This window comes from Streptomonospora mangrovi, from assembly GCF_027604915.1.
GTDB classification, from domain to species: domain Bacteria; phylum Actinomycetota; class Actinomycetes; order Streptosporangiales; family Streptosporangiaceae; genus Streptomonospora; species Streptomonospora mangrovi.
In genome coordinates, this window is sequence record NZ_JAJAQC010000004.1 from 129,119 (window position 1) to 148,824 (window position 19,706).

At 77.6% G+C, this 19,706-nt stretch carries 20 protein-coding genes and 1 pseudogene; 10 read left to right on the forward strand and 11 right to left on the reverse strand.

Annotated elements, in window-relative coordinates; translation table 11 throughout:
* The first annotated feature begins 13 nt into the window (after window positions 1-13).
* On the forward strand, window positions 14-970 hold the full coding sequence (locus tag LG943_RS03455; protein ID WP_270070686.1) for an alpha/beta fold hydrolase: 957 nt from the start codon (window positions 14-16) through the stop codon (window positions 968-970).
* Between the two features lie 30 nt (window positions 971-1,000).
* Here the strand turns inward: LG943_RS03455 and LG943_RS03460 are convergent, their stop codons facing one another.
* Window positions 1,001-1,582, reverse strand: a complete 582-nt coding sequence (locus LG943_RS03460; RefSeq protein ID WP_270070687.1) for a TetR/AcrR family transcriptional regulator — start codon at window positions 1,580-1,582, stop codon at window positions 1,001-1,003.
* Window positions 1,583-1,669: 87 nt separating this feature from the next.
* Between LG943_RS03460 and LG943_RS03465 the strand changes: the two genes are divergently transcribed.
* Window positions 1,670-2,545 (forward strand): NAD(P)-dependent oxidoreductase, encoded by an 876-nt coding sequence (locus tag LG943_RS03465; protein WP_270070688.1) that lies wholly within the window; start codon window positions 1,670-1,672, stop codon window positions 2,543-2,545.
* Here the strand turns inward: LG943_RS03465 and LG943_RS03470 are convergent.
* Both LG943_RS03470 and LG943_RS03475 read right to left on the reverse strand, forming a co-directional pair.
* Window positions 2,542-3,108 carry a methylated-DNA--[protein]-cysteine S-methyltransferase gene (locus LG943_RS03470; RefSeq protein WP_270070689.1) on the reverse strand — a complete coding sequence of 189 codons (567 nt, stop codon included), beginning with the start codon at window positions 3,106-3,108 and terminating at the stop codon, window positions 2,542-2,544. The genes LG943_RS03465 and LG943_RS03470 overlap by 4 nt on opposite strands.
* 108 nt (window positions 3,109-3,216) lie before the next feature.
* A complete protein-coding gene (locus LG943_RS03475) occupies window positions 3,217-4,080 on the reverse strand; it encodes a helix-turn-helix domain-containing protein (RefSeq protein ID WP_333486320.1) in 864 nt (287 codons plus the stop codon).
* A gap of 712 nt (window positions 4,081-4,792) precedes the next feature.
* Between LG943_RS03475 and LG943_RS03480 the strand changes: the two genes are divergently transcribed.
* Window positions 4,793-6,634: a serine/threonine-protein kinase gene (locus LG943_RS03480; protein ID WP_270070690.1), complete on the forward strand. Its 1,842-nt coding sequence runs from the start codon at window positions 4,793-4,795 to the stop codon at window positions 6,632-6,634.
* A gap of 240 nt (window positions 6,635-6,874) precedes the next feature.
* Here the strand turns inward: LG943_RS03480 and LG943_RS03485 are convergent, their stop codons facing one another.
* Window positions 6,875-7,474, reverse strand: coding sequence for a TetR/AcrR family transcriptional regulator (locus tag LG943_RS03485; RefSeq protein ID WP_270070691.1), 600 nt, complete (start codon window positions 7,472-7,474; stop codon window positions 6,875-6,877).
* A 73-nt stretch (window positions 7,475-7,547) separates the two neighbouring features.
* Between LG943_RS03485 and LG943_RS03490 the strand changes: the two genes are divergently transcribed.
* The gene (locus tag LG943_RS03490) at window positions 7,548-8,366 is read left to right on the forward strand and encodes a class I SAM-dependent methyltransferase (RefSeq protein ID WP_270070692.1); all 819 of its coding nucleotides are present in this window, start codon (window positions 7,548-7,550) and stop codon (window positions 8,364-8,366) included.
* 83 nt (window positions 8,367-8,449) lie between these two features.
* Here LG943_RS03490 and LG943_RS03495 read toward each other — a convergent pair whose 3' ends face one another.
* Complete coding sequence (locus LG943_RS03495) at window positions 8,450-9,442, reverse strand: helix-turn-helix transcriptional regulator (RefSeq protein ID WP_270070693.1); 993 nt, start codon at window positions 9,440-9,442, stop codon at window positions 8,450-8,452.
* A gap of 131 nt (window positions 9,443-9,573) precedes the next feature.
* On the opposite strand from LG943_RS03495, the gene LG943_RS03500 reads away from it, so the two are divergent.
* A complete protein-coding gene (locus tag LG943_RS03500; RefSeq protein ID WP_270070694.1) occupies window positions 9,574-10,035 on the forward strand; it encodes a VOC family protein in 462 nt (153 codons plus the stop codon).
* A gap of 101 nt (window positions 10,036-10,136) precedes the next feature.
* Here the strand turns inward: LG943_RS03500 and LG943_RS03505 are convergent, their stop codons facing one another.
* Window positions 10,137-11,153: a DUF6924 domain-containing protein gene (locus LG943_RS03505; RefSeq protein WP_270070695.1), complete on the reverse strand. Its 1,017-nt coding sequence runs from the start codon at window positions 11,151-11,153 to the stop codon at window positions 10,137-10,139.
* Between the two features lie 725 nt (window positions 11,154-11,878).
* Between LG943_RS03505 and LG943_RS03510 the strand changes: the two are divergent.
* Window positions 11,879-12,193, forward strand: a pseudogene (locus LG943_RS03510) (histidine kinase); the annotation flags it as partial.
* A gap of 388 nt (window positions 12,194-12,581) precedes the next feature.
* Entirely contained in the window at window positions 12,582-12,731 is a 150-nt protein-coding gene (locus LG943_RS03515; protein WP_270070696.1) for a hypothetical protein, read from the forward strand.
* On the opposite strand, the gene LG943_RS03520 is transcribed toward LG943_RS03515, so the two are convergent.
* A complete protein-coding gene (locus LG943_RS03520; protein ID WP_270070697.1) occupies window positions 12,728-14,095 on the reverse strand; it encodes a dicarboxylate/amino acid:cation symporter in 1,368 nt (455 codons plus the stop codon). The genes LG943_RS03515 and LG943_RS03520 overlap by 4 nt on opposite strands.
* 190 nt (window positions 14,096-14,285) lie before the next feature.
* Window positions 14,286-14,873: a CGNR zinc finger domain-containing protein gene (locus tag LG943_RS03525; RefSeq protein ID WP_270070698.1), complete on the reverse strand. Its 588-nt coding sequence runs from the start codon at window positions 14,871-14,873 to the stop codon at window positions 14,286-14,288.
* 81 nt (window positions 14,874-14,954) lie between these two features.
* Here LG943_RS03525 and LG943_RS03530 point away from each other — a divergent pair, with 81 nt between their 5' ends.
* From LG943_RS03530 to LG943_RS03540, 3 genes are all read left to right on the forward strand, one after another.
* On the forward strand, window positions 14,955-15,779 hold the full coding sequence (locus tag LG943_RS03530) for an alpha/beta fold hydrolase (protein ID WP_270070699.1): 825 nt from the start codon (window positions 14,955-14,957) through the stop codon (window positions 15,777-15,779).
* An 83-nt stretch (window positions 15,780-15,862) separates the two neighbouring features.
* Complete coding sequence (locus LG943_RS03535) at window positions 15,863-16,651, forward strand: SDR family oxidoreductase (protein WP_270070700.1); 789 nt, start codon at window positions 15,863-15,865, stop codon at window positions 16,649-16,651.
* A gap of 40 nt (window positions 16,652-16,691) precedes the next feature.
* Window positions 16,692-17,615 (forward strand): ribonuclease Z, encoded by a 924-nt coding sequence (locus LG943_RS03540; protein ID WP_270070701.1) that lies wholly within the window; start codon window positions 16,692-16,694, stop codon window positions 17,613-17,615.
* A gap of 25 nt (window positions 17,616-17,640) precedes the next feature.
* Here the strand turns inward: LG943_RS03540 and LG943_RS03545 are convergent, their stop codons facing one another.
* The 3 genes from LG943_RS03545 to LG943_RS03555 are packed head-to-tail and all read right to left on the reverse strand — an operon-like array spanning window position 17,641 to window position 19,705.
* Window positions 17,641-18,276 carry a TetR/AcrR family transcriptional regulator gene (locus tag LG943_RS03545; protein ID WP_270070702.1) on the reverse strand — a complete coding sequence of 212 codons (636 nt, stop codon included), beginning with the start codon at window positions 18,274-18,276 and terminating at the stop codon, window positions 17,641-17,643.
* An 8-nt stretch (window positions 18,277-18,284) separates the two neighbouring features.
* Window positions 18,285-18,998, reverse strand: a complete 714-nt coding sequence (locus LG943_RS03550) for a DUF4166 domain-containing protein (protein WP_270070703.1) — start codon at window positions 18,996-18,998, stop codon at window positions 18,285-18,287.
* Window positions 18,995-19,705, reverse strand: a complete 711-nt coding sequence (locus LG943_RS03555; protein WP_270070704.1) for a hypothetical protein — start codon at window positions 19,703-19,705, stop codon at window positions 18,995-18,997. Before LG943_RS03555 ends, LG943_RS03550 begins: the two co-directional genes overlap by 4 nt.
* Between the last annotated feature and the right edge of the window lies 1 nt (window position 19,706).

Consider the following 19,706-nt stretch of genomic DNA (forward strand, 5'->3'; position numbering starts at 1 on the left):
CCCTGAGGACCCCATGGCCGCCGCCGCACCCGCCCCCCACCCCGACCCGCTGGCCGACCCCCTCTCCGACGCCGCCCTGGCCACCTCGCTGGAGGGCGGCTTCACCAGCCGCCACGCCGACGCCGGACCCGTGCGCCTGCACTACGTCGAGGGCGGCGCCGGCACCCCCGTGCTGCTGCTGGGCGGCTGGCCCCAGACCTGGTGGCAGTGGCGCCGCCTCATGCCCGGCCTGGCCCGCCGCCACCGCGTCCTGGCCGTGGACCTGCGCGGCATGGGCGCCTCGGCCAAGCCCGCCGCCGGCTACGACAAGAAGACGATGGCCGGCGACATCCGCGCCCTGTGCGAAGCCCTGGACCTGGGCCCGGTGCACGTGGTGGGCCACGACATCGGCGCCATGGTCGGCTACGCCCTGGCCGTGGAGCACCCCGCCGCCGTGGCGCGCCTGGCCCTGCTCGACGTGCCCCACCCCCACCCCGGCTGGCTCACGATGCCGCTGCTGCCCGGCGACCCCGACCAGGCCAACGCCCCCGCCGCCGGGCGCGAGGGCGCGTTCCTGTGGTGGTTCGCCCTCAACCAGGTGCGCGGCCTGCCCGAGCGGCTGCTGGCGGGGCAGGGCATGCGCGCGGTGGTGGACTGGCTGGCCGACTACCTGGCCGCGGACCCCGCCGCGCTGGACGAGCGGGCGCGCCGCGTCTACGCCCGCGCCTACGCCGACCCCGAGGCGATCCGCGCGGGCAACGCCTGGTACCAGGCGTTTGGCACCGACATCGCCCACTCCCGCGCCCACACCCCGGTGCGCGTGCCCCTGCTGGCGCTGGGCGGGGAGCGGGGCAACCACGCCGACCTGGCGCGGTGGGCACCGGGCGCGGGCACCGACGTGCGCGTGGCCGCCATCGCCGACTGCGGCCACTACCTGCCCGAGGAGCGGCCCCAGGAGGTGCTGGCGGCTCTGGCCGGCTTCCTGGACTGAGGTCCCCGACCCCGCACCGGGGCGGGGCGGCTAGCGGTAGGAGTCCACCAGGCGGGCCAGGTGGCGCCCGGCGATGCGCAGCGGCTCCTCGCTGCGCGCGACCTGGGCCGCCATCTCGGCCCCCTCCAGGGTGTTGACCACGGTGTGGGCCAGGTCGGCGGCGTGCTCGGGGGCCAGGCCGCCGGTCGCCAGCCGGTCGGCGACCAGGGCGCGCCAGTGGGCGAACGCCTCGGCGGCGGCGCGCTGGATGTCGGGCAGTTGCCCGGCGCTCTCCAGGGCGGCGGTGGTCACCGGGCAGCCGTCCAGCCAGTCCGACTCGCGCAGGCCCCGCGCCAGCTCCTCGGCGCAGGCGGCCACCGCCTCGGCGGGGTCGTCGTGGCGGGCCAGCACCTCGCCCAGCAGGTCGGCGAACTCGGCGTCGCCGTGGCGGATGGCCGCCACCGCCAGTTCGCGCTTGCCCCCGGGGAAGAAGTGGTAGACCGACCCGAGCGTGGCCTGGGAGGCCCGGGAGATCTCCTTGAGTCCGGTGGCGGTGTAGCCCTGGCGCTGGAGCAGCCGGGAGGTGGCCCGGACGATGCGCTCGCGGGTGCCGGCGGCGTGCGGGGGAGTCATACCGCCATCCTACTGAATAGAACGTTCACTCTAGAGGTGTGCTAGCGTCACCCTTGCCTGATTAGAACGTTCTTTCTAGGAGCATCCATGAACGCGCCCGCACCCGCCGTCACCGTCATCGGCCTGGGACCCATGGGCCACGCCATGGCGGCGGCCTACCTGGAGCACGGCTACGCCGTGACCGTGTGGAACCGCACGCCCGCCCGCGCCGACGACCTGGTCGCCCGCGGCGCCCACCGCGCCGCCACCCCCGCCCAGGCCCTGGAGGCCAACCCGCTGACCGTGCTCAGCCTCACCGACTACGACGCCCTGGACGCCGTGCTGGAGCAGGCCGCCCACGCCGACCTGACCGGGCGCACACTGGCCAACCTCACCTCCGACACCCCCGCGCGCGCCCGCGCCGCCGCCGCCCGCCTGGCCGAGCGCGGCGCCGCCCACATCACCGGCGGCGTCCAGGTGCCCCCGCCCCTCATCGCCACCCCCGGCGCCACCGCCTACTACAGCGGCCCACCCGAGGCCGTGGAGGCCCACCGCGCCGCCCTGGAGGTGCTCACCGAGGTGGACTACCTGGGCGCCGACCCCGGTCTGGCCGCCCTGTACTACCAGATCGGCATGGACATGTTCTGGACGGCGCTGGTGGGCTACGTCCACGCCCAGGCGGTGGCCCGCGCCAACGGCATCAGCGCCGCCGACTTCCTGCCCCACGCCCGCAAGACCCTGGACATGGGCTACTTCCTGGACTTCTACGCCCCCCGCATCGACGCCGCCCACCACGTGGGCGACGTCGACCGCATCACCATGGGCGCGGCCAGCATGGCCCACGTCGCCGACACCGCCGCCGAGGCCGGGGTGGACACCGCCCTGCCCCAGGCGGTGCTGGCGGCGTTTAGCCGGGCCGTGGAGCAGGGCCGCGGCGCCGACAGCCTCACCCGGCTGATCGACGTCCTGGGCGCGGCGGACTAGCCCCGGGCGGCGGCCCGGCCCCCGGCGCGGCGCCGCACCACCGGGCGCCGCACCGCCGGGGCGCCCTCCAGTTCCAGCAGGAAGCGTTTGCTCTCCAGCCCGCCGCCGTAACCGGTCAGGTCGCCGTCACTGCCCACCACCCGGTGGCAGGGCACCACGATGCCCACGGGGTTGCGGCCGTTGGCCGCGCCCACCGCCCGCACCGCCGCCGGGCGGCCCACATCGGCCGCCAACTGGGCGTAGGTGCGGGTGGCGCCGTAGGGGATGGCCAGCAGCGCCCGCCACACCGCGCGCTGGAAGTCGGTGCCCGCCAGCGCCAGGGGAGCGGTGAAGGCGGGGCGCCGCCCAGCGAAGTAGTCCTCCAGCCACGCGGCCACCGGCGCCAGCAGGCCCTCCCGGCGCGGACCGAAGGACTCCTGGGGCGGGCGGTGGCGCTGGCCCGCCATGTAGAGGCCGGCCAGCGCCACGCCCTCGGCCACGAGGGTGAGCGGGCCCAGCGGGCTGTCCACCACGGTGTGGGCGCGCGGACCGGGGCCGGCGGGGCTGCTGTGTCGCATAGGCATGCCGGCATTGTGGCGCGAGCGCGCCGGCGGCGCTGGCGGGAATCGGACGCCGCCGTGGCGGGTCCGCCCCGCACGGCTTCCCGGCCTGGCGCCCGCGCCCGGCCGGACTCAGCCGCCGGTCGCGGGCGCCAGGCCGGCGGCGAAGGCGCGCAGGGCGGCGGCGGTGGCCTCGTCGGCCGGGAAGAACGACTCGATGACCAGTTCGGAGACGGTGACGTCCAGCGGGGTGCCAAACGTCGCCACCGTACTGAGGAACCGCAGCTCGCCGCCGCGTGCGCGCAGGCGCAGCGGCAGCGCCACCTCCCCGGCGGGCAGCGCCTCGGGGTCGGGCTCGTCTTCCGTGCCGGGGTAGTCCGACAGCTCCCGGTGCAGGGCGCGCAGGTCCTCGTCGGCGGTGTGGTCGATCTGGCGGTGCAGGCGGTGCAGCAGGTGGGCACGCCACTCGCCGAGGTTGGCGATGTTGGGCGCCAGGCCGCGCGGGTGCAGGCTCAGCCGCAGCACGTTGACGGGCGGCTCCAGCAGTTCGGGGTCCACCCCCTCCAGCAGCACGGCGACGCTGGCGTTGGCCTCCAGCAGGGTCCAGGCGCGGTCGACCACGACGGCCGGGGAGGGCTCGTGGCCCTTGAGGATGACGCCCAGCGCCTCGCGCACCGGCGCCATCGGCCGGCCCTCCAGGGGCTGGGCGGAGTAGACGGGGGCGTACCCGGCGGCCAGCAGCAGGTGGTTGCGTTCGCGCAGGGGCACCTCCATGCAGGCGCTCAGCCGCAGCACCATCTGGCGGCTGGGCCGGGAGCGCCCGGTCTCCACGAAGCTGAGGTGGCGCGCGGAGATGTCGGCGGCGATGGACAGGTCCAACTGGCTGATGCGCCGCCGCTCGCGCCACTGGCGCAGGAGCGCTCCAATGCTGCTGCCGGTGCTGCCGGTGGTGGCGTTGCTGGTGCTGTAGCGCTGGTCGGCCGCCGTGGTGGTCACCGCCGCCCCTTCCCCCTGGTCGCCGCCGCACGGCCGGACCCGACCGCGCGCCGACCAGCATGACCGACGGGAGCGCACCGCGTCGATTACCCCCGGGGTAAGCGTCCTTCGGACACCCCGGTTACGCGGCCGCGCTGGCCGCCCCCGCGCGCCTGAGCGGGGGCACCGAGGTGAGGCGCAGGTTCGGGCTCGCTGCCGTCGTTCCTCGGGGCGGATGGCCGGGGTGGCGACGTGGGCGGCGACGGCGGCGGGACCGTTTTCACGGGCGACGGGATGCGGCTTTCCGTCAGATCGGCGATTCGCAGTCGCACCTCGTCGCGAAAGAGGCTGCTTTCGTCTCACCATGTGAGATCCGTGAGGACCGGTGTACCATTTGCCCAGGTTTGGGAACGGGGCGGTGACGGCAATCGCGGGTGAATGCGGGGATCGGCAGCCAAGAGGCCCCGCGCCTGAGCCGCATTCGCCTGCGGAGGCCGCCCCCGCGCCGAGCCGGTGCCGCCCGCCCGAACCACCCGCCGCCCCGTCGCTTACTTCGGCCACTGGTGCGCGGTCCGACGTCCGCCCGCCCGACCATCCGCTGCCGTCGCTGCCCCCGTTGCCCGCCCAACCACCGGTGCGCGGCCCGATGATTGCCGCCCTGGGCCGTCCGCCGCCCTCGCCGCCTCTGTCATCATGGGCGGCGATCGGCCACCACGGGCGGGCGGAGGTGCGCATGGCCGAACCGCTGCGCGAGGACGACCCCACCCGCGTCGGCCCCTACCGCCTGGAGGGCCGTCTGGGCGGCGGCGGCATGGGGCGGGTCTACCTGGGCCGTTCCCCGGGCGGGCTGCGGGTGGCCGTCAAGGTCGTCCGCCCCGAACTGGCCGAGGACGCCGGGTTCCGCCACCGCTTCGCCCAGGAGGTGCGGGCCGCGCGCCGGGTCGGCGGGTTCCACACCGCCCAGGTCGTGGCCGCCGACACCGACGCCCCGCGCCCATGGCTGGCCACCGCCTACATCCCCGGCCCCTCCCTGCACGAGGCCGTCGAGCGGTTCGGCCCCCTGCCCGCCGCCGCCGTCGCCCTCACCGGCGCCGGACTGGCCGAAGGGCTGGCCGCCGTGCACGCCCGCGACCTCGTCCACCGCGACCTCAAACCGGCCAACGTGCTGCTGGCCCACGACGGGCCGCGCCTCATCGACTTCGGCATCGCCCGCGCCCTGGACACCGCCTCCGCCACCGTCTCGCGCACCCTGCTGGGCACCCCGGCGTTCATGTCGCCCGAGCAGGCGCGCGGCCAGGCGGCCGGGCCGCCCAGCGACGTGTTCTCCCTGGGCGGGGTCCTGGCCTACGCCGCCACCGGGCGCGGCCCCTTCGGCACCGGCCCCGCCCACGCCCTGCTCTACCGGGTCACCAGCGAGGAGCCCGACCTCACCGGCGTGCCCGAGGAGCTGGTCGGGCTGATCGGCGCCTGCCTGGCCAAGGACCCCGGCGCGCGGCCCGCCGTGGCGGCGCTGACGGGCGACTTCGCCGCCCTGGCCGGTCCCGCCGCCCCGGGCGGTGCGCGCACCGGCTGGCTGCCCGAGGACGTGACCGAGGTCATCCGCCGGTGCGAGACCCTGGTGATGACCGCTCCCGTGCGGGGCCGCACGCCCCGGAAGGGGTGGTTCGCCCGCCGGCGCGGCGCCTCCGGTGCCACCGGCGCCGCCCCCGCCGCCGGCACCGGCCCCCGGCGCGGGGGCACCCGGCTGGAGGTGGCCAACCTCGGCGGAACCGAACTGGTGGTGGTCATCGACGGCGCGGCCGTGGGCGCGGTGGAAGCGGGCGCCCAGGAGTCCTTCCCGCTGGCCCCCGGCGAGCACACCCTTCAGGCCCGGGCGGCGGGCGGGGCCACGGCGCTGCGCCGCCTCACCCTGGAGCCGGGCGGGACCGCGCGCGCCGCCTTCGAGGCCCCCGGGGGCGGTACCGCGCCCCACCACGTCGAGACGGCGGTGTTCACGCCCTCGCGCGGCGCGGCGGTCGCGGGCGCCACCGGCCGGTTCACGGCGGGCAGCACCGGGCTGGGGGCGGGCGTGGGCGCCGCGATGGGCGCGTTCTTCTTCGTCAGCGACATGCTCTCAGGGCAGGGCGGCCTCAACGAGTACGGGTGGGCGGGGATCTTCATCGCGGCCCCGGCGGTGGCCGTGATCGTGGGCGTCCTCTTCGGCGCGGGCGGCATCCTGTTCGGCGCCCTGTCGGGGCTGTCGGAGACCCGTGGCGGCGCGGCCCGGGACCCCCGGCACCGCCTCGCCCTGGACGCCACCCGGTTGAGCTTCCGGCGCGGCGCCGAGGGCGCGGCCCTCCACGTGGCCTGGGCGGGCGTGGAGCGGGTGGGCCTGGTGGAGGACCCGCGCGGTGCCGCCCTGGTCGTCTGGTACGCCCCGGGCCGCACCCCGCCCGCCGGCGCGGAGCGGCTCGACGGCGGCGCGGTGGTGTGCCGCCTGCGGGAGGTCGGCGCCGCGGGGGCGTCCCAGCGCCGCCGGCTGCGGGCGGCCCTGCGCTGGTTCGCCGGGCGGCGCTATGCGCAGGCCGACGCCTAGCGGCGGAGCGGGGCAGGCGGCGGCGCCCGGGTGGGGTGCGCGGCCGGTGAGGACGGCGGCCGGGCGCGGGGGCGGTTTCCGTTTCGCGTTTCCTTGGTTGCGAGGCGTTGGTTGCGGACTCTCGGTGGAGTCGCCGGCCGCGCCCGGACGGTGCGGAACCCCGGCGTACCCGCCTCCGCACCCGCGAGCGCGCCCTGACCTGGGCCGAAGGCGAGGCCGCCCCTGCCGCCTCCGCGTTCGCTAGGCGTCCCCCGCCGGCAGGGCGCCGCCCAGGGTGGCGGCCACGGCCTGGGCGAGAACCTCGGGCGGGGGCGGGCCGGCGTGGCGGTCGGCGAAGAGGAGGTGGGCGGCGCCGATCAGGGCGGGCGCCAGGGCGGCGGTGTCGGCCCCGGCGGCGACGCGGCCGCGGCGCTGCTCCTCAGCGAGGTAGGCGCCCACCATCTGGGCCGCCTCGTTCAGCAGCGGGATCCCGGCGGGGGTGGTGGTGCGCAGCAGGGCGCGCAGCCCGTCGCGCGAGACGACCAGGCCCACCACCGCCACGGCCACCGGGTCCATGAGGTCGCCCAGCGCGCGGGTGAGGTTGGCGGTCACGGTGGCGCTGCCCGCCGCGCCGCGCAGCGCCTCGGACACCGGCTCCAGGCGGGCGATGCGCCGGCGCACCAGTTCGGCCAGGAAGGCGTCGAAGTCGGCGAAGTGCCGGTGCAGGACGCCTTTGGCCAGCCCGGCCTCGGCGGTGACGGCGCGGCTGGTCAGCGCGCTGGGGCCCTCGCGCACCAGGACGCGCTCGGCCGCGGCCAGCAGGCGTTCGCGGGCGTCGTGCAGGGCCACCCCGGTGGGCATGGCGCTTCCTTTCTCGGCGGCCGGCTCGGCGGCCCCCTGGACGAGTGGGCAATCGCCCATTTAGAGTGGGCGCATGGTCACTCTACCTTCGCAGGGCGGCTCCGCCCTGCCCCCCGCCCACCAGGCCCGCGACATGGCCCAGTCCTTCGGATCCGACGCCGAGCGCTACGACCGCGCCCGCCCCGCCTACCCCCCGGCCCTCATCAGCGCCGTCGTGGCCGCCAGCCCCGGCCCCGACGTGCTGGACGTGGGGATCGGCACCGGGATCGCCGCCCGGCAGTTCGCGGCCGCCGGCTGCCGGGTGCTGGGCGTGGAGGTCGACGAGCGGATGGCCGCCTGGGCGCGGCGGCGCGGCCAGGAGGTCGAGGTGGCGGCGTTTGAGGACTGGGACGCGGCCGGGCGCACCTTCGACGCGGTGGTCGCCGCCCAGACCTGGCACTGGATCGACCCGGCGGCCGGGGCGGCCAAGGCGGCCCGCGTCCTGCGCCCCGGGGGCCGCCTGGCGGTGTTCTGGAACGCCGAGCGGCCCCCCGAAGACCTGGCGGCCGCCTTCACCCGCGTCTACGCCCGCCTGCTGCCCGACTCCCCGCTGGCCCGCCGCCACGCCGGCGGCGGGGACTACGGGCCGCTGTGCGATGCCGCCGCCCAGGGCATGGACACCTCGGGCGCCTTCGGCGAGGTCCAGCGGTGGTCCTTCCCCTGGGAGCGGCGCTACACCCGCCAGGAGTACCTGGACCTGCTGCCCACCAGCGGCGTGCTGGCGCGCCTGCCCGAGCCGGAGCGCCGCCCGGTGCTGGAGGCCGTGGGCGCGGCGATCGACGCGGCCGGCGGCGCGTTCACCATGGGCTACACCGCCCAGGTCGCCACGGCCGCCCGCACCCCGGCCCCCTGACCGCCCCCACCGGCACGCGCGAACCCGCCGCCACCACCCTCCAGGGCTGAACCCCGGGGCGCTCAGTCCCCGGGGCGGGCCGATCACCCGCCGGGCTCCGGTTCCTCTGGCCCGGCGGCCGCCGCCAGCCGCCGGGCCAGCACCCGGCAGCGCTCGGCCGCCTCCGGGGGCTCCAGTGCCTCGAAGTCGTGGCCCAGCACCAGCATGTGGGCGATGACCCGGTCCAGCCCGGCCGCGCCGCTGAGCACCTCGCAGCGCCGGGGTCCGCGCTCGCGCACCACCGCGGCCGAGGCCGGTACCTGGGCGCGCACCTGCTCGGCGGGGGCGTGCACGAGGAACCGGGCGCTGTGGGGGTAGGCGCGGGCGGCCACCCCCTCCTGCACGTAGCGCGCCGCCTCGGGCGCTGGGCGCGGGGTGAACCGCCAGGTCCGCGCGCGCACCCGGCTCATCCGGTCCACCCGGAAGCTGCGCCAGTCCCGGCGGCCCAGGTCATAGGCCAGCAGGTACCAGCGCCGCTCGGAGGCGACCAGCCGGTAGGGCTCCACGCGGCGGCGCTCGGCCCCGCCCCCGCCGGCGCCGGAGTAGTCGAACTCGACCTCCACCTCGTCGCGGCAGGCCCGGGCCAGGACCATGAGCACCTCGGCCGCCACCGCCGGGGGCGCCCCGAAGGTCTCGGCCGCCCCGCGCAGCGCCCGCACCTGGGCGCGCAGCCGCGCGGGCAGCACCCGGTCCAGCTTGGTCAGCGCCCCCAGCGCGGCCTCACCCGCCCCGCCGGCGCCCCCGCCGGCCGCGGCCAGCAGCGCCGCGACCGTGGCCAGCGCCTCCTCGTCGTCCAGCAGCAGCGGCGGCAGGTCGCGCCCGGCCCCCAACCGGTAGCCGCCGCCCATCCCCTGCCCGGCGTGCACGGGGTAGCCCAGCGCGCGCAGCCGCTCCACGTCGCGGCGCACGGTGCGCGGGGTGACCCCCAGCCGCTCGGCGAGTTCGGGGCCGCTCCACACCCGCCGCGCCTGGAGCAGGCCCAGCAGCCTCAGCACCCGCTCGGTGGTGCCGCGTTCGCCCCCCTCGGCCGCGCCCATGGCGCCACCCTGCCACACAAGCGGACCGTTCCTGTCCTCCAGGGGTGCCACGCTGGCACTATGGACGCAGACGAAGGCGGCGCGGCGCCGCCCTGCGCCCCGTCCACCGCCACCGCGAACGGAGCCCCACGATGACCCGCCACATCCAGATCACCTTCGACGCCCGCGACCCCTGGGGGCTGTCGGCCTTCTGGTGCCAGGCGCTGGGCTATGTGCACCCGGCCCCGCCCGGGGTGGAGCTGGAGGAGGGCGCCGACGCGCGGGCGGCCTGGGACGCGTTCCTGGGGCGGGTGGGCGTGCCCGCCGAGCAGCGCGAGGAGAAGTCGGCCGCCGAGGACCCCCAGGGGCAGGGGCCGCGGCTGTTCTTCCAGCGGGTGCCCGAGGGCAAGACCGCCAAGAACCGCGTGCACCTGGACGTGCGCGCGGCCCCGGGCCTGCACGGCCAGGAGCGGATGGCGGCGCTGGAGGCCGAGTGCGCGCGGCTGGTGGCGCTGGGCGCGGCGCGGCTGCGCCGAGTGGAGCCCGAGCCGCCGCTCAGCGCCGGGTTCATCGTGATGGCCGACCCCGAGGGCAACGAGTTCTGCCTGGACTGAGATACCGGCCCCCCGGGGGGTGCGCGCCCCTGGGTGTGCGCGCCGCCCCCGGGGGGCTCAGGCCGCCGGCGGCGCGGCGGCCGTTGCCAGCGCCGGGCCGCTCACCACCTCCGCCCGGGGTCGAGGGCCCGGCGGGTGGCGTCGTCCATGAAGTCCTCGACGTCCTGGTTGGCGATCGAGAGGTTGACCAGCATGGACCCGACCGTGCCGGGGTCCACCCGGAAGGCGCACCCGATGGGGCCGTCCACGGGCACGGCCAGGAGCCGGTGGGCGGGGTCGCGCATGGCGGCCGCGTCGGCGATGACCACGACCTGGTCGGCCTCGCCGAGCACCGCCATCACCTGCTCGAAGGTCGCGCCCTCAAACACCGGGTCCTCCACCACCTCCAGGTAGTCGGTGAAGTCCTCGATGGGGCCGCGGTCGCCCGGCCGGTAGACCGCCTCCAGCAGCGCCTCCCAGGCGGCGTCGTCGCCGAAGTCGGTGCGCACGATCAGGTCGGTGTCGTCCTGGGGGAGCAGGGGCAGCGCCCGGGCCGGCGGCGTGTAGCGGGGCAGGAGGTCCAGCCGCTCCAGGTAGTGGCCCACCGGGTCGGGCAGGCCGGCCTCCCACACATCGAGGTCCTCGCCCTCCTCGGGCGCCCACTCCGGGGGGATGGGCGCCCACTCCGTGTAGTCCTCGAAGGTCAGGGCCAGCTCGCAGTGCACCATGAGGTAGGCCAGGGCGGCGCCCCGGGGCGTGATCCGGAACAGGGCGGGGTCCGCGCCGGGGCGAAACGCCCGCAGCGGGCGCAGGCCGGGGGTGGCCGCGGTCCGGTCGGTGGCCATCAGCACCAGGTCGGGGACCCACGTGGCCGCCGCGCTTAGGGCCGCGTTGACCTCCTCGGGCGTGGCCCCGCGCCAGGCGGGGGCCTCGACCACCACCAGGCGCCGGGGGATCGCGCCCTCCTGCGGGGCGGGGGCCGGGGCGGCGCCGCCCGCAACGGTGACCATGCCGGGCAGTTCGCCCATGCGCTCCAGCATGTCGCGCCAGGCGGCGTCGTCGTGGTCGGTGCGCAGGAGCAGCATGCCGGGCACGCGGGTGCCCTCATCGGCCGGGGGCAGGGGAAGTGCGGGAGGCATCGGCAGACCTCGCGGTGAGGGGGCGGGTAGACCGTCTGTTTCTATCCGCCCCCGGTGACAGAAACCCGCCCGGCGCCGCCGTGCCACCGCCCGCAGCCGCCCCGCCCGGTTCCCGCCCCGCCCGCGCGGTGGCCCCCGGGCCGCACCCGCCCGCCCCGGTCCGGCGCACCCCCGGTGATCGGGCATGATGCTGCCAGGAGAGCCGCGCGCCGGGCACACCGGCGGCGGCCGGGCAGTCGCGCGCGGCGGCGCGCGGGGAAGGCGGTGCGGGGGCGGTGGGGGAGCGGGGCGGCACCGGGCCGGGCGTCCTGGCGCGCGCCGCGCGCACGGGCACCGGTGTGCTGGCGGGCGCCCTCACCGGCGCCGCCGGAGCCCTGTGGCTGGTCGCGGCCGCCGCGCTGGGCGCCGCATGCGCCTGGCCCCCCGCCCGCGAGCGCGCCCGCGCCTGGCTGGCCGCGGGCACCGCCGCTGTCCTGGCCCTGGAGCGGCGCCGCCTGGAGGCGCTGCTGGGCCGCGCGGTGGCCCCCGCCGGCCGCACTGGGCGCGCCCTGGCCTACCTGGCCCTGCGTGCCGCCACCACCGCCCTGGCCGCGCCCCTGCTGGCCGGGACGCTGATCCTGGCCGCACTCACGCTGGGCGGATCGCTGTTCGAGGCGGCCACCGGCACCGCCACCATCGTGGACCTGTCCCTGCCGTGGGTTCGGCTGAGCACCCTCAGCGTCACCATGGGCCTGGGGGTGGGGCTGCTGCTGGCGCTGGCCGTGGCGGCGGCCGGGGCGGGGTGGGCGGCCCTGGACCGGGCGGCGGCCGGGCGCCTGCTGGGCCCCAGCGCCGCCGACCTGCTGGCGCTGCGGGTGGCCGAGCTGAGCGCCACCCGCGCCGGGGTGCTGCGCGCCATCGACGCCGAGCGCCGCCGCATCGAGCGCGACCTGCACGACGGCGCCCAGCAGCGCGTGGTGGCCCTGGCGATGCTGCTGGGCCGCGCCCGGCGCGGCGCCGTCTCCGCTGGGGGCACCGACCTGCTGGAGCAGGCGCACCGGGAGGCCCAGCGCCTGGCCGCCGAGCTGCGCGAGGTCGCCTGGAAGGTCTACCCCACCGCCCTGGACGAACTGGGCCTGCACGCGGCCCTGCGGGGGGTGGCCGAGCGCTCGGTGCTGCCGGTGGAGCTGGACTACCGGGTGGCGGCGCCGCTGGCGCCGGAGGTGGAGACGGCGGTGTACTTCGTGGCGCGCGAGGCCATCACCAACGCCGCCAAGCACGCCCGCGCCCGGTGTGTGGCGGTGGCCGTGCGCACCACCGGCTCCGAGGTGGAGCTGGTGGGGCGCGTCGACGGGGGGGGCGGGGCCGGTGGGGGCGGCAGCGGGCGGGGGGGGGGGGGCGGCGCCCCCCCCGGCCCGGTGGTGGTCGGGGGGGGGGCGCGACGACGGGGTGGGCGGGGCCGATGCGCGCGGCAGCGGACTGGTGGGCCTGGCCCGGCGGGTGGCGGCCCTGGACGGCCGCCTGGAGGTCGACAGCCCCGCCGGCGGCCCCACCGTCCTCACCGCGCGCCTGCCCACCGAGGTGAGGGAGGAGGGCTAGGGCGCGGTCGCCGCCGGGCCGGGCCCGCCCGGGGTGCCCGGGCCGGGCGCGGCCGCGCCGCCGCCCCCGGCCCCCTCCTCCTTCTCCTCATCGGGGTCGTGGAGCATGCCCGGCTCGGTACGGGCCACGATGCGGGTGCCCACCAGGTCGCCGGTGACGTTGCACATGGTGCGCACCATGTCCAGCACCGCGTCGATGCCGGCCACCAGCGCCACCGCCGCGAACGGCAGCCCGGCCTGGGTGATGGTCAGCGACAGCATGATCAGCCCGGCGCCGGGCACCCCGGCGGTGCCGATGGAGGCCACCACGCCCACCAGCACCACCATCGCCAACTGCTCCAGGCTGAGCTGCACCCCGGCGACGTTGGCGACGAACACCGTGGCCGCGCCGACGTAGATGGCGGTGCCGTCCATGTTGACGGTGGCCCCCAGCGGCAGGGTGAAGCTGGAGACGCCCTCGTCCACGCCCATGCGCCCGGCGCAGCGGGTGGACACCGGCAGGGTGCCGTTGCTGGAGCGGGTGACGAACGCCATCACCATCGCCTCGCGCGCGGCGGCGAAGAACCGCAGCACCGGCACCCGGAACAGGGCCAGCAGCAGCGCGTAGACCACCACCTGCACCCCCACCCCGCCGTAGACCACCCCGGTCAGCTCCAGCAGCGGCAGCAGCGCCTGGGGCCCGGTCTGGCCCAGCACCACGGCGATCAGCGCGAACACGCCCACCGGGGCGTACTCCAGCACCCCGCGCACCACCCGGAACACCAGCTCCACGCCGGCCTCCACCGCGCGCGCCAGCAACTCGCCCATGGCGGCCGTGCGCTCATCGGTGGCGGCGCGCATGAACGCCAGCGCCAGCCCGGCGGTGACGGCCGCGAACATCACCGCCAGCACGTTGCCCTCGGCCAGGGCGGCGAAGGGGTTGTCGGGGACGATGTTGAGCAGGGTCTCGGTGACGGGCGGCGCGGGCTCGGGGTCCTCACCGCCCGCCGGCGGCTCCAGGCCCGCCCCCGGGGCCGCGGCCAGCCCCAGCCCCAGTCCCACCACGACCGCCACGGCCGAGGTGAGCAGGTAGTACACCATGATCTTGGCGCCGATGCGGCCCAGGCGGGCCGGGCTCAGCGAGGACACCCCGGCGATCAGGGTGAGCAGGATCAGCGGCATCACCAGCATCTGGAGCAGCCGCAGGAACACCTCGCCCAGCGGTTGGATCACCGTGATGGGCTCGCCCACGGCCAGCCCGGCGACGGCGCCGGCCACCAGGGCCACGGCCATCTTCCAGATGAGGGGGATGTCCAGGTAGCGCCGCCACAGCGAGCGGCGGGCGGGCGCGGGGCCGGCGGCGGGCGGTGCGGGGGAGGGGATCATGGTCGCCTTCCTGGGTGCAGACGGGCACGCATGCCCGGTGCGCGCGGGGCCGGTGGGCCGCCGGTCGCGCCGGGTTGCCTTGCTGCCTTCCCTCCCGCGGCCCTGCGCCACGCACCCGCCGCCCAATCGCTACCGATCCTTGACCGTGCGTGGGCGCCCGTGCGCCCCGCGCGCCCGGCGCGGGCGCATCTCAGGGGCGGCGGCGGGTGCGGTAGGAGCGCATCTTGTGGCGGGCGCCGCAGATCTCCATGGAGCACCAGGTGCCGTTGTTGGCGGGGGAGCGGTCGTAGAAGACGAAGCGGCACTCGGGCGCCCGGCAGACCTTGAGGCGGGCGCGGCGCCCGGTGAGGTCGGCGGCGGCCAGGCAGGCCAGCGCCCGCGCGGCCACCCCGTCGGCCGCATCGCCCTCGCCCTCCCCGACATCCGCGCCGCCCCCGGCGGCGGGCGGGTCCAGGTCCACCTGGCCGGGGCCGCTCCAGCGCGGGGGGCCGAGCAGGTCGCGGGCGTGGCGGGTGAGGGCCGCGCGCGCCTGGGCGTCGGCGGGGTCGGCGAGGTAGGCGCGCACGTCCTCGCGCACCGCGACCAGGCGCGCCAACCGCTGGGGCGAGGGCACCTGGGCCGGCTCGGGCGCCGCCGAGGGGGTGCGTGCGGCCAGCCAGGCGGCGGCGCGGTCGGGCCGGGCCAGGGTGTCGGTGCCGTGCAGGAACGCCGCGGTGTTGCACAGCTCCTCCACGGCGCGCAGGTCCTCAGGTGCGGGCGGGCGGGTGTAGGCGGCCATCCCCCAACGTTACCGACTGCGGAAGAACACTGGTAACGTTACCGGCATAGCTATCCAACCGGTAACACGGAGGCGGGAGCCATGGACCCCACACCCCTCAACCAAACTCTGGACACCCCCCAGGGCACCGTGCGCTGGACGCGCCTGGGCCAGGGGCCCGCCGTGGTCCTCGTCCACGGCACCCCCTTCTCCTCGGCTGTCTGGCACGACATCGCCCCCGCCCTGGCCCGCACCCGCACCGTCTACCTGTGGGACCTGCCCGGGTTCGGCGCCTCGGACCAGCACCCCGGCCAGGACGTGTCCCTGGCCGCCGGCCAGGCCGCCCTCACCCGCCTGCTGGCCCACTGGGACCTGCCCGCACCGCCCGCCGTCATCGCCCACGACATCGGCGGCGCGGTCGCCCTGCGCACCGCCCTGCTCGACGGCGTGGCCTATGAGCGCCTGGCCCTGCTGGACGCGGTGGCCACCGGCACCTGGGGCACCGACCTGTTCCGCCTCGTCGCCGCCCACGCCGACACCTTCGCCGCCCTGCCCGCCCCCATGCACGAGGGCCTGGTGCGCGCCTACATCGCCGGGGCCTCCCACCGCGGCCTGCACCCCCGCACCGCCGACACCCTGGCCGCCCCCTGGCTCACCGAGCGGGGCCGCCCCGCGTTCTACCGCCAGATCGCCCAGGCCCAGGAGCGCCACACCCGCCAGATCGAACCGCTGCTGGGCGGCCTCGCGTGCCCGGCCGCCGTGGTGTGGGGCCGCCAGGACACCTGGCTGCCCCTGGAGCACGGCCGCCGCCTGGCCGACGCCCTGCCCCACGCCCGCCTGGAGGTCATCGAGGACGCCGGCCACCTGGTGCAGGCCGACGCCCCCGCCCGGCTCACCGCCCTGCTGCTGGACTTCCTGGCCGGCTGAGCCCCCGGCCCGCACCGGCGCCGGCGCGGGAGCGGACGGAAAACCGGGTGCGTCTCGGGTGCGGGGCACGCCAGGATGCCCCCATGCCCGCCACACCCGCACCCGCGCCCGCGCCCGCCGAACGGCCCGTCGCCCTGGTCACCGGCGCCGGGCGCACCCGCGGCATCGGCGCCGCCATCGCCCGCGACCTGGCCGCCCACGGATACGACGTCGCCTTCACCCACTGGAGCGCCTACGACGCCCGCATGCCCTGGGGCGCCCAACCCGGCGCCGCCCAGGCCATCGCCGCCGACATCACCGCCGCCGGCGCCCGCGCCCTGCCCATCGAGGCCGACCTGGCCGACCCCGACACCCCCGACCACCTCATCGCCCGCACCGCCCACCACCTGGCACCCCCCACCGCCCTGGTCATGGCCCACTGCGAATCGGTGGACTCCGCCATCGACACCACCACCCCCGACAGCTTCGACCGCCACATGGCCGTCAACGCCCGCGCCGCCTGGCTGCTCATCCGCGCCTACGCCCGCGCCTTCACCGGCCCCCACGGCATGGGCCGTATCATCGCCCTCACCAGCGACCACACCGCCCACAACCTGCCCTACGGCGCCAGCAAGGGCGCCCTGGACCGCATCACCCTGGCCGCCGCCCGCGAATTGGCCCACCTGGGGGTGTGCGCCAACGTCGTCAACCCCGGCCCCGTCGACACCGGCTGGATGAGCCCCGAACTGGCCCAGCGCATGCGCGCGGCCACCCCCCTGGGCCGCCTGGGCACCCCCGCCGACTGCGCCAACCTCGTCACGTTCCTGTGCTCGCCCCAGGGCGGCTGGATCAACGGCCAACTCCTGCACAGCAACGGCGGCCTGGCACCTTAGCCGCACCGCCCACCGGCGCCGCGTGCGATCATGGGATGCTGTGTCGCTGCGTGAACTCCTGGTCCTGGGCACCGCCGGCGCGGTGCCCACCCCGCGCCGCAACCACAACGGCTACGCCCTGCGGTTCGACACCCACACCATCGTGTTCGACCCCGGCGAGGGCACCCAGCGCCAGATGCGCCTGGCCGGGCTCAGCGCCCACGCCATCACCCGCATCTGCCTCACCCACTTCCACGGCGACCACTGCCTGGGCGTGCCCGGCCTCATCCAGCGCATCGCCCGCGACCAGGTGCCCCACCCTGTGCGCGCCGCCTTCCCCGCCGAGGGCACGGGCTACTGGCACCGGCTGCGCCACGCCACCCCCTACACCGGCCGGCCCGCGCTCATCGCCCAGCCCCTCAGCGGCCCCCACCCCCGCCTGGAGGGCGAGGACGACCTCACCCTCACCGCCCGCCCGCTGCGCCACTCGGTGCCCTGCTACGGCTACCGCGTCGCCGAACCCGACGGCTGGACCATGCTGCCCCACCTGCTGGCCCGCCACGGCATCACCGGACCCGACGTGGGCCGCCTCAAAGCCCAGGGCCACCTGGACACCCCGCGCGGGCGCGTGCGCCTGGCCGACTGCGCCCGCCCCCGCCGCGGCCAGGTGGTGGCCTTCGTCATGGACACCGCGCCCTGCCCCGAGGCGGTGGACCTGGCGCGCGGCGCCGACCTGCTGGTCATCGAGTCCACCTACCTGGAGTCCGAGGCCGAACTGGCCGCCGCCTACGGCCACCTCACCGCCGCCCAGGCCGGGCGCATCGCCGCCCAGGCCGGCGTGCGCACCCTGGTGCTGACCCACATCTCCGAGCGCTACGAGCCGGGCGACGACCCGCGCTTCCTGGCCGAGGCCGCCGCCCACTTCAGCGGCACCCTCCACCTGGCCGCCGACCTGGACCGCATCCCGCTGCCCCCGCGCCGCTGACCCCGCCCCCGCGCGCGGAGGTCCGTCAGGCCCCGCGCGCGGCCCGGCGCAGCCGCGAGCGCACCGCCCGCTGGGCCACCGGCCCCAACTCGTTGAGCGCCTCGGCCATCGCCCCCAACTGCTCCAGCGCCCCCAGCGCCCGCTCGGCCCCCTCGGCGTCAGCGCCCTCATACAGCTCCAGCCCCACGAACCCGGCCGCCAGCGCCCGCGCCAGACCCCCCACGTCCACCAGCCCCGCCACCGGGGTGGGCGCCAGCACCCGCTCCAGCACCGCCTCCAGCTCCTCGGCCCACAACTCCAGCCCCGCCGCGCTGGCCTGGGCCAGGCGCGGGTTGGCCTGGGCGGCGGCCAGGAGCTGGGCCAGCGCCCCCACGGTGCCGGCGGCCCGCTCGCGGGCGTGCACGCGCCGCCCCACCTCAAGCAGCTCACCCAGGGTGGCCGCCGCCTCCAGCTCACCGCGGTAGGACTCCACCCGCTGGCGGGCGCCGTGGCGGCAGGCCGCCGCCAGCAGCTCCTCCACGCTGCCGAAGTGGTAGAAGATCAGCGCCTGGTTGACCCCGGCCGCCGCCGCCACGCCGCGCGCCGACGTCTTGGCCAGACCCGACTCCACCAGGCACCGCAGGGCGCCCTCCAGGAGCCGGGTGCGGGTCTCCTCGCTCATGCCCGGCACTATACGCGCCGCTCCTCGCGCCGGGGCCGCACGCCCGGACCCGGCCGGTGGCGCTCCAGCGCCACGTAGCGCACCGTGAACGACCCCTCGTAGCCGAACACCGCGCCCAGCACCGGGTGGCTCACCCGCACGCTCACCCGGAAGCACCCGGCCGCCTCGTCGTAGGACTCGCGCACCAGCGCCGCGCCGCTGAGCAGGCCCGGCAGGCCCACGTCCAGCGGCCCCTCGCGCAGCCGCTGGGCGCCCGAGCGGATCACCAGCGCCCCATGGGCGTCCACGCCGGGGTGCAGATCCACCGCCAGGTGGTGGTGGGTGCCCAGGTAGTCCACGACGCACCCGCGCTCGGGGCTGTAGACCATGGCGGCGTCGAAGCGCCGCGCGCCGCCGGGCAGGGCGAAGGTCCGCACGAACGACACCGCCTGGCGCCCGAAGGAGTCGCGGTAGGGCGTGTTCTCGATGGTGAAGGCCACGCCGCGCCCGGTGCGCGGCACCAGGATGTTGCGCAGCGCCCCCACCAGCAAGAACGGCTGCACCCAGGCCCCGCCGCGCCAGATCCGGTCCATGGTGCCCCGCCCCAGGCACGCCTCACCGGTGGCCAGGCCGGTGGAGAAGCGCCGCCGCAGGCGGGGGTGCAGCCGGTCGAAGTCGGCGCCCAGCGCGCGGCGAAACAGCGGCTCCTCCGCACCCGCGGGCGCGGCCCCGGGCGCGCTCACCGCCGGCCTGCGTCCGCGCCGCCCGCGCCGGCCGCGCCGGCCGGGGCGGGAGAGGCGGGGCGCTCGGGGCGGCGCCGGCAGCGCCGGGCCGCCGGGGTGCCCGGTGCGGGCGGCACCAGCCACACCGCCGCCGCACCGGCCAGGGCCAGCGGCCAGGGCGCCCCCGCCGCCAGCACCGCGCACGCGCCCGCCCGGACGCCGGCCTCGGCCACGGCGCGCACCGCCAGCGCCTCCGGAGTGGTGCCGCGCTCGCACCACAGCCGCAGCCGGTCGAAGGACCAGGCGGTGGCCCAGCCCAAGAGCGGCCCCAGCAGCCACCGGTCGGCCAGGCGGCCGGCGGTGCCCCCGCGCACCCGGTAGCGGTAGGCGGTGGCGAAGTCCACGCCGCCGCCCTCCAGCGGGGTGTAGCGCCAGTGGCCGGCGCCCGAGGCGATGGGGCAGTGGCGCTGGTGGCTCCAGAACCGCAGCGCCGAGACGGCCGCGCCCGCGCTTCGGCGTTCGGCGGTGGTGCGGGCGTGGCCGGTGAGGGTCAGGGGCGGGCGCCCGGTGGTGTAGGTGAACCGCTGGGCGCCCTCGGGGTCGGCTCCGGGGTCGGGGGTGATGGCGGTGAACCGCAGGTCCCAGCGCTGGTGCTGGGCCAGGTCGCGGGTGCGCCGCCACACCAAGTCCAGGGGCGCCTGGATGCGGGTGGCGATGTAGAGGTGCACG

Bases quoted from the DNA above. Each gene is read 5' to 3' on its own strand.
- LG943_RS03455 (WP_270070686.1), top strand. From the start codon at position 14: ATGGCCGCCGCCGCACCCGCCCCCCACCCCGACCCGCTGGCCGACCCC.
- LG943_RS03460 (WP_270070687.1), bottom strand. From the start codon at position 1,582: ATGACTCCCCCGCACGCCGCCGGCACCCGCGAGCGCATCGTCCGGGCC.
- LG943_RS03465 (WP_270070688.1), top strand. From the start codon at position 1,670: ATGAACGCGCCCGCACCCGCCGTCACCGTCATCGGCCTGGGACCCATG.
- LG943_RS03470 (WP_270070689.1), bottom strand. From the start codon at position 3,108: ATGCCTATGCGACACAGCAGCCCCGCCGGCCCCGGTCCGCGCGCCCAC.
- LG943_RS03480 (WP_270070690.1), top strand. From the start codon at position 4,793: ATGGCCGAACCGCTGCGCGAGGACGACCCCACCCGCGTCGGCCCCTAC.
- LG943_RS03485 (WP_270070691.1), bottom strand. From the start codon at position 7,474: ATGCCCACCGGGGTGGCCCTGCACGACGCCCGCGAACGCCTGCTGGCC.
- LG943_RS03490 (WP_270070692.1), top strand. From the start codon at position 7,548: ATGGTCACTCTACCTTCGCAGGGCGGCTCCGCCCTGCCCCCCGCCCAC.
- LG943_RS03495 (WP_270070693.1), bottom strand. From the start codon at position 9,442: ATGGGCGCGGCCGAGGGGGGCGAACGCGGCACCACCGAGCGGGTGCTG.
- LG943_RS03500 (WP_270070694.1), top strand. From the start codon at position 9,574: ATGACCCGCCACATCCAGATCACCTTCGACGCCCGCGACCCCTGGGGG.
- LG943_RS03505 (WP_270070695.1), bottom strand. From the start codon at position 11,153: ATGCCTCCCGCACTTCCCCTGCCCCCGGCCGATGAGGGCACCCGCGTG.
- LG943_RS03520 (WP_270070697.1), bottom strand. From the start codon at position 14,095: ATGATCCCCTCCCCCGCACCGCCCGCCGCCGGCCCCGCGCCCGCCCGC.
- LG943_RS03525 (WP_270070698.1), bottom strand. From the start codon at position 14,873: ATGGCCGCCTACACCCGCCCGCCCGCACCTGAGGACCTGCGCGCCGTG.
- LG943_RS03530 (WP_270070699.1), top strand. From the start codon at position 14,955: ATGGACCCCACACCCCTCAACCAAACTCTGGACACCCCCCAGGGCACC.
- LG943_RS03535 (WP_270070700.1), top strand. From the start codon at position 15,863: ATGCCCGCCACACCCGCACCCGCGCCCGCGCCCGCCGAACGGCCCGTC.
- LG943_RS03545 (WP_270070702.1), bottom strand. From the start codon at position 18,276: ATGAGCGAGGAGACCCGCACCCGGCTCCTGGAGGGCGCCCTGCGGTGC.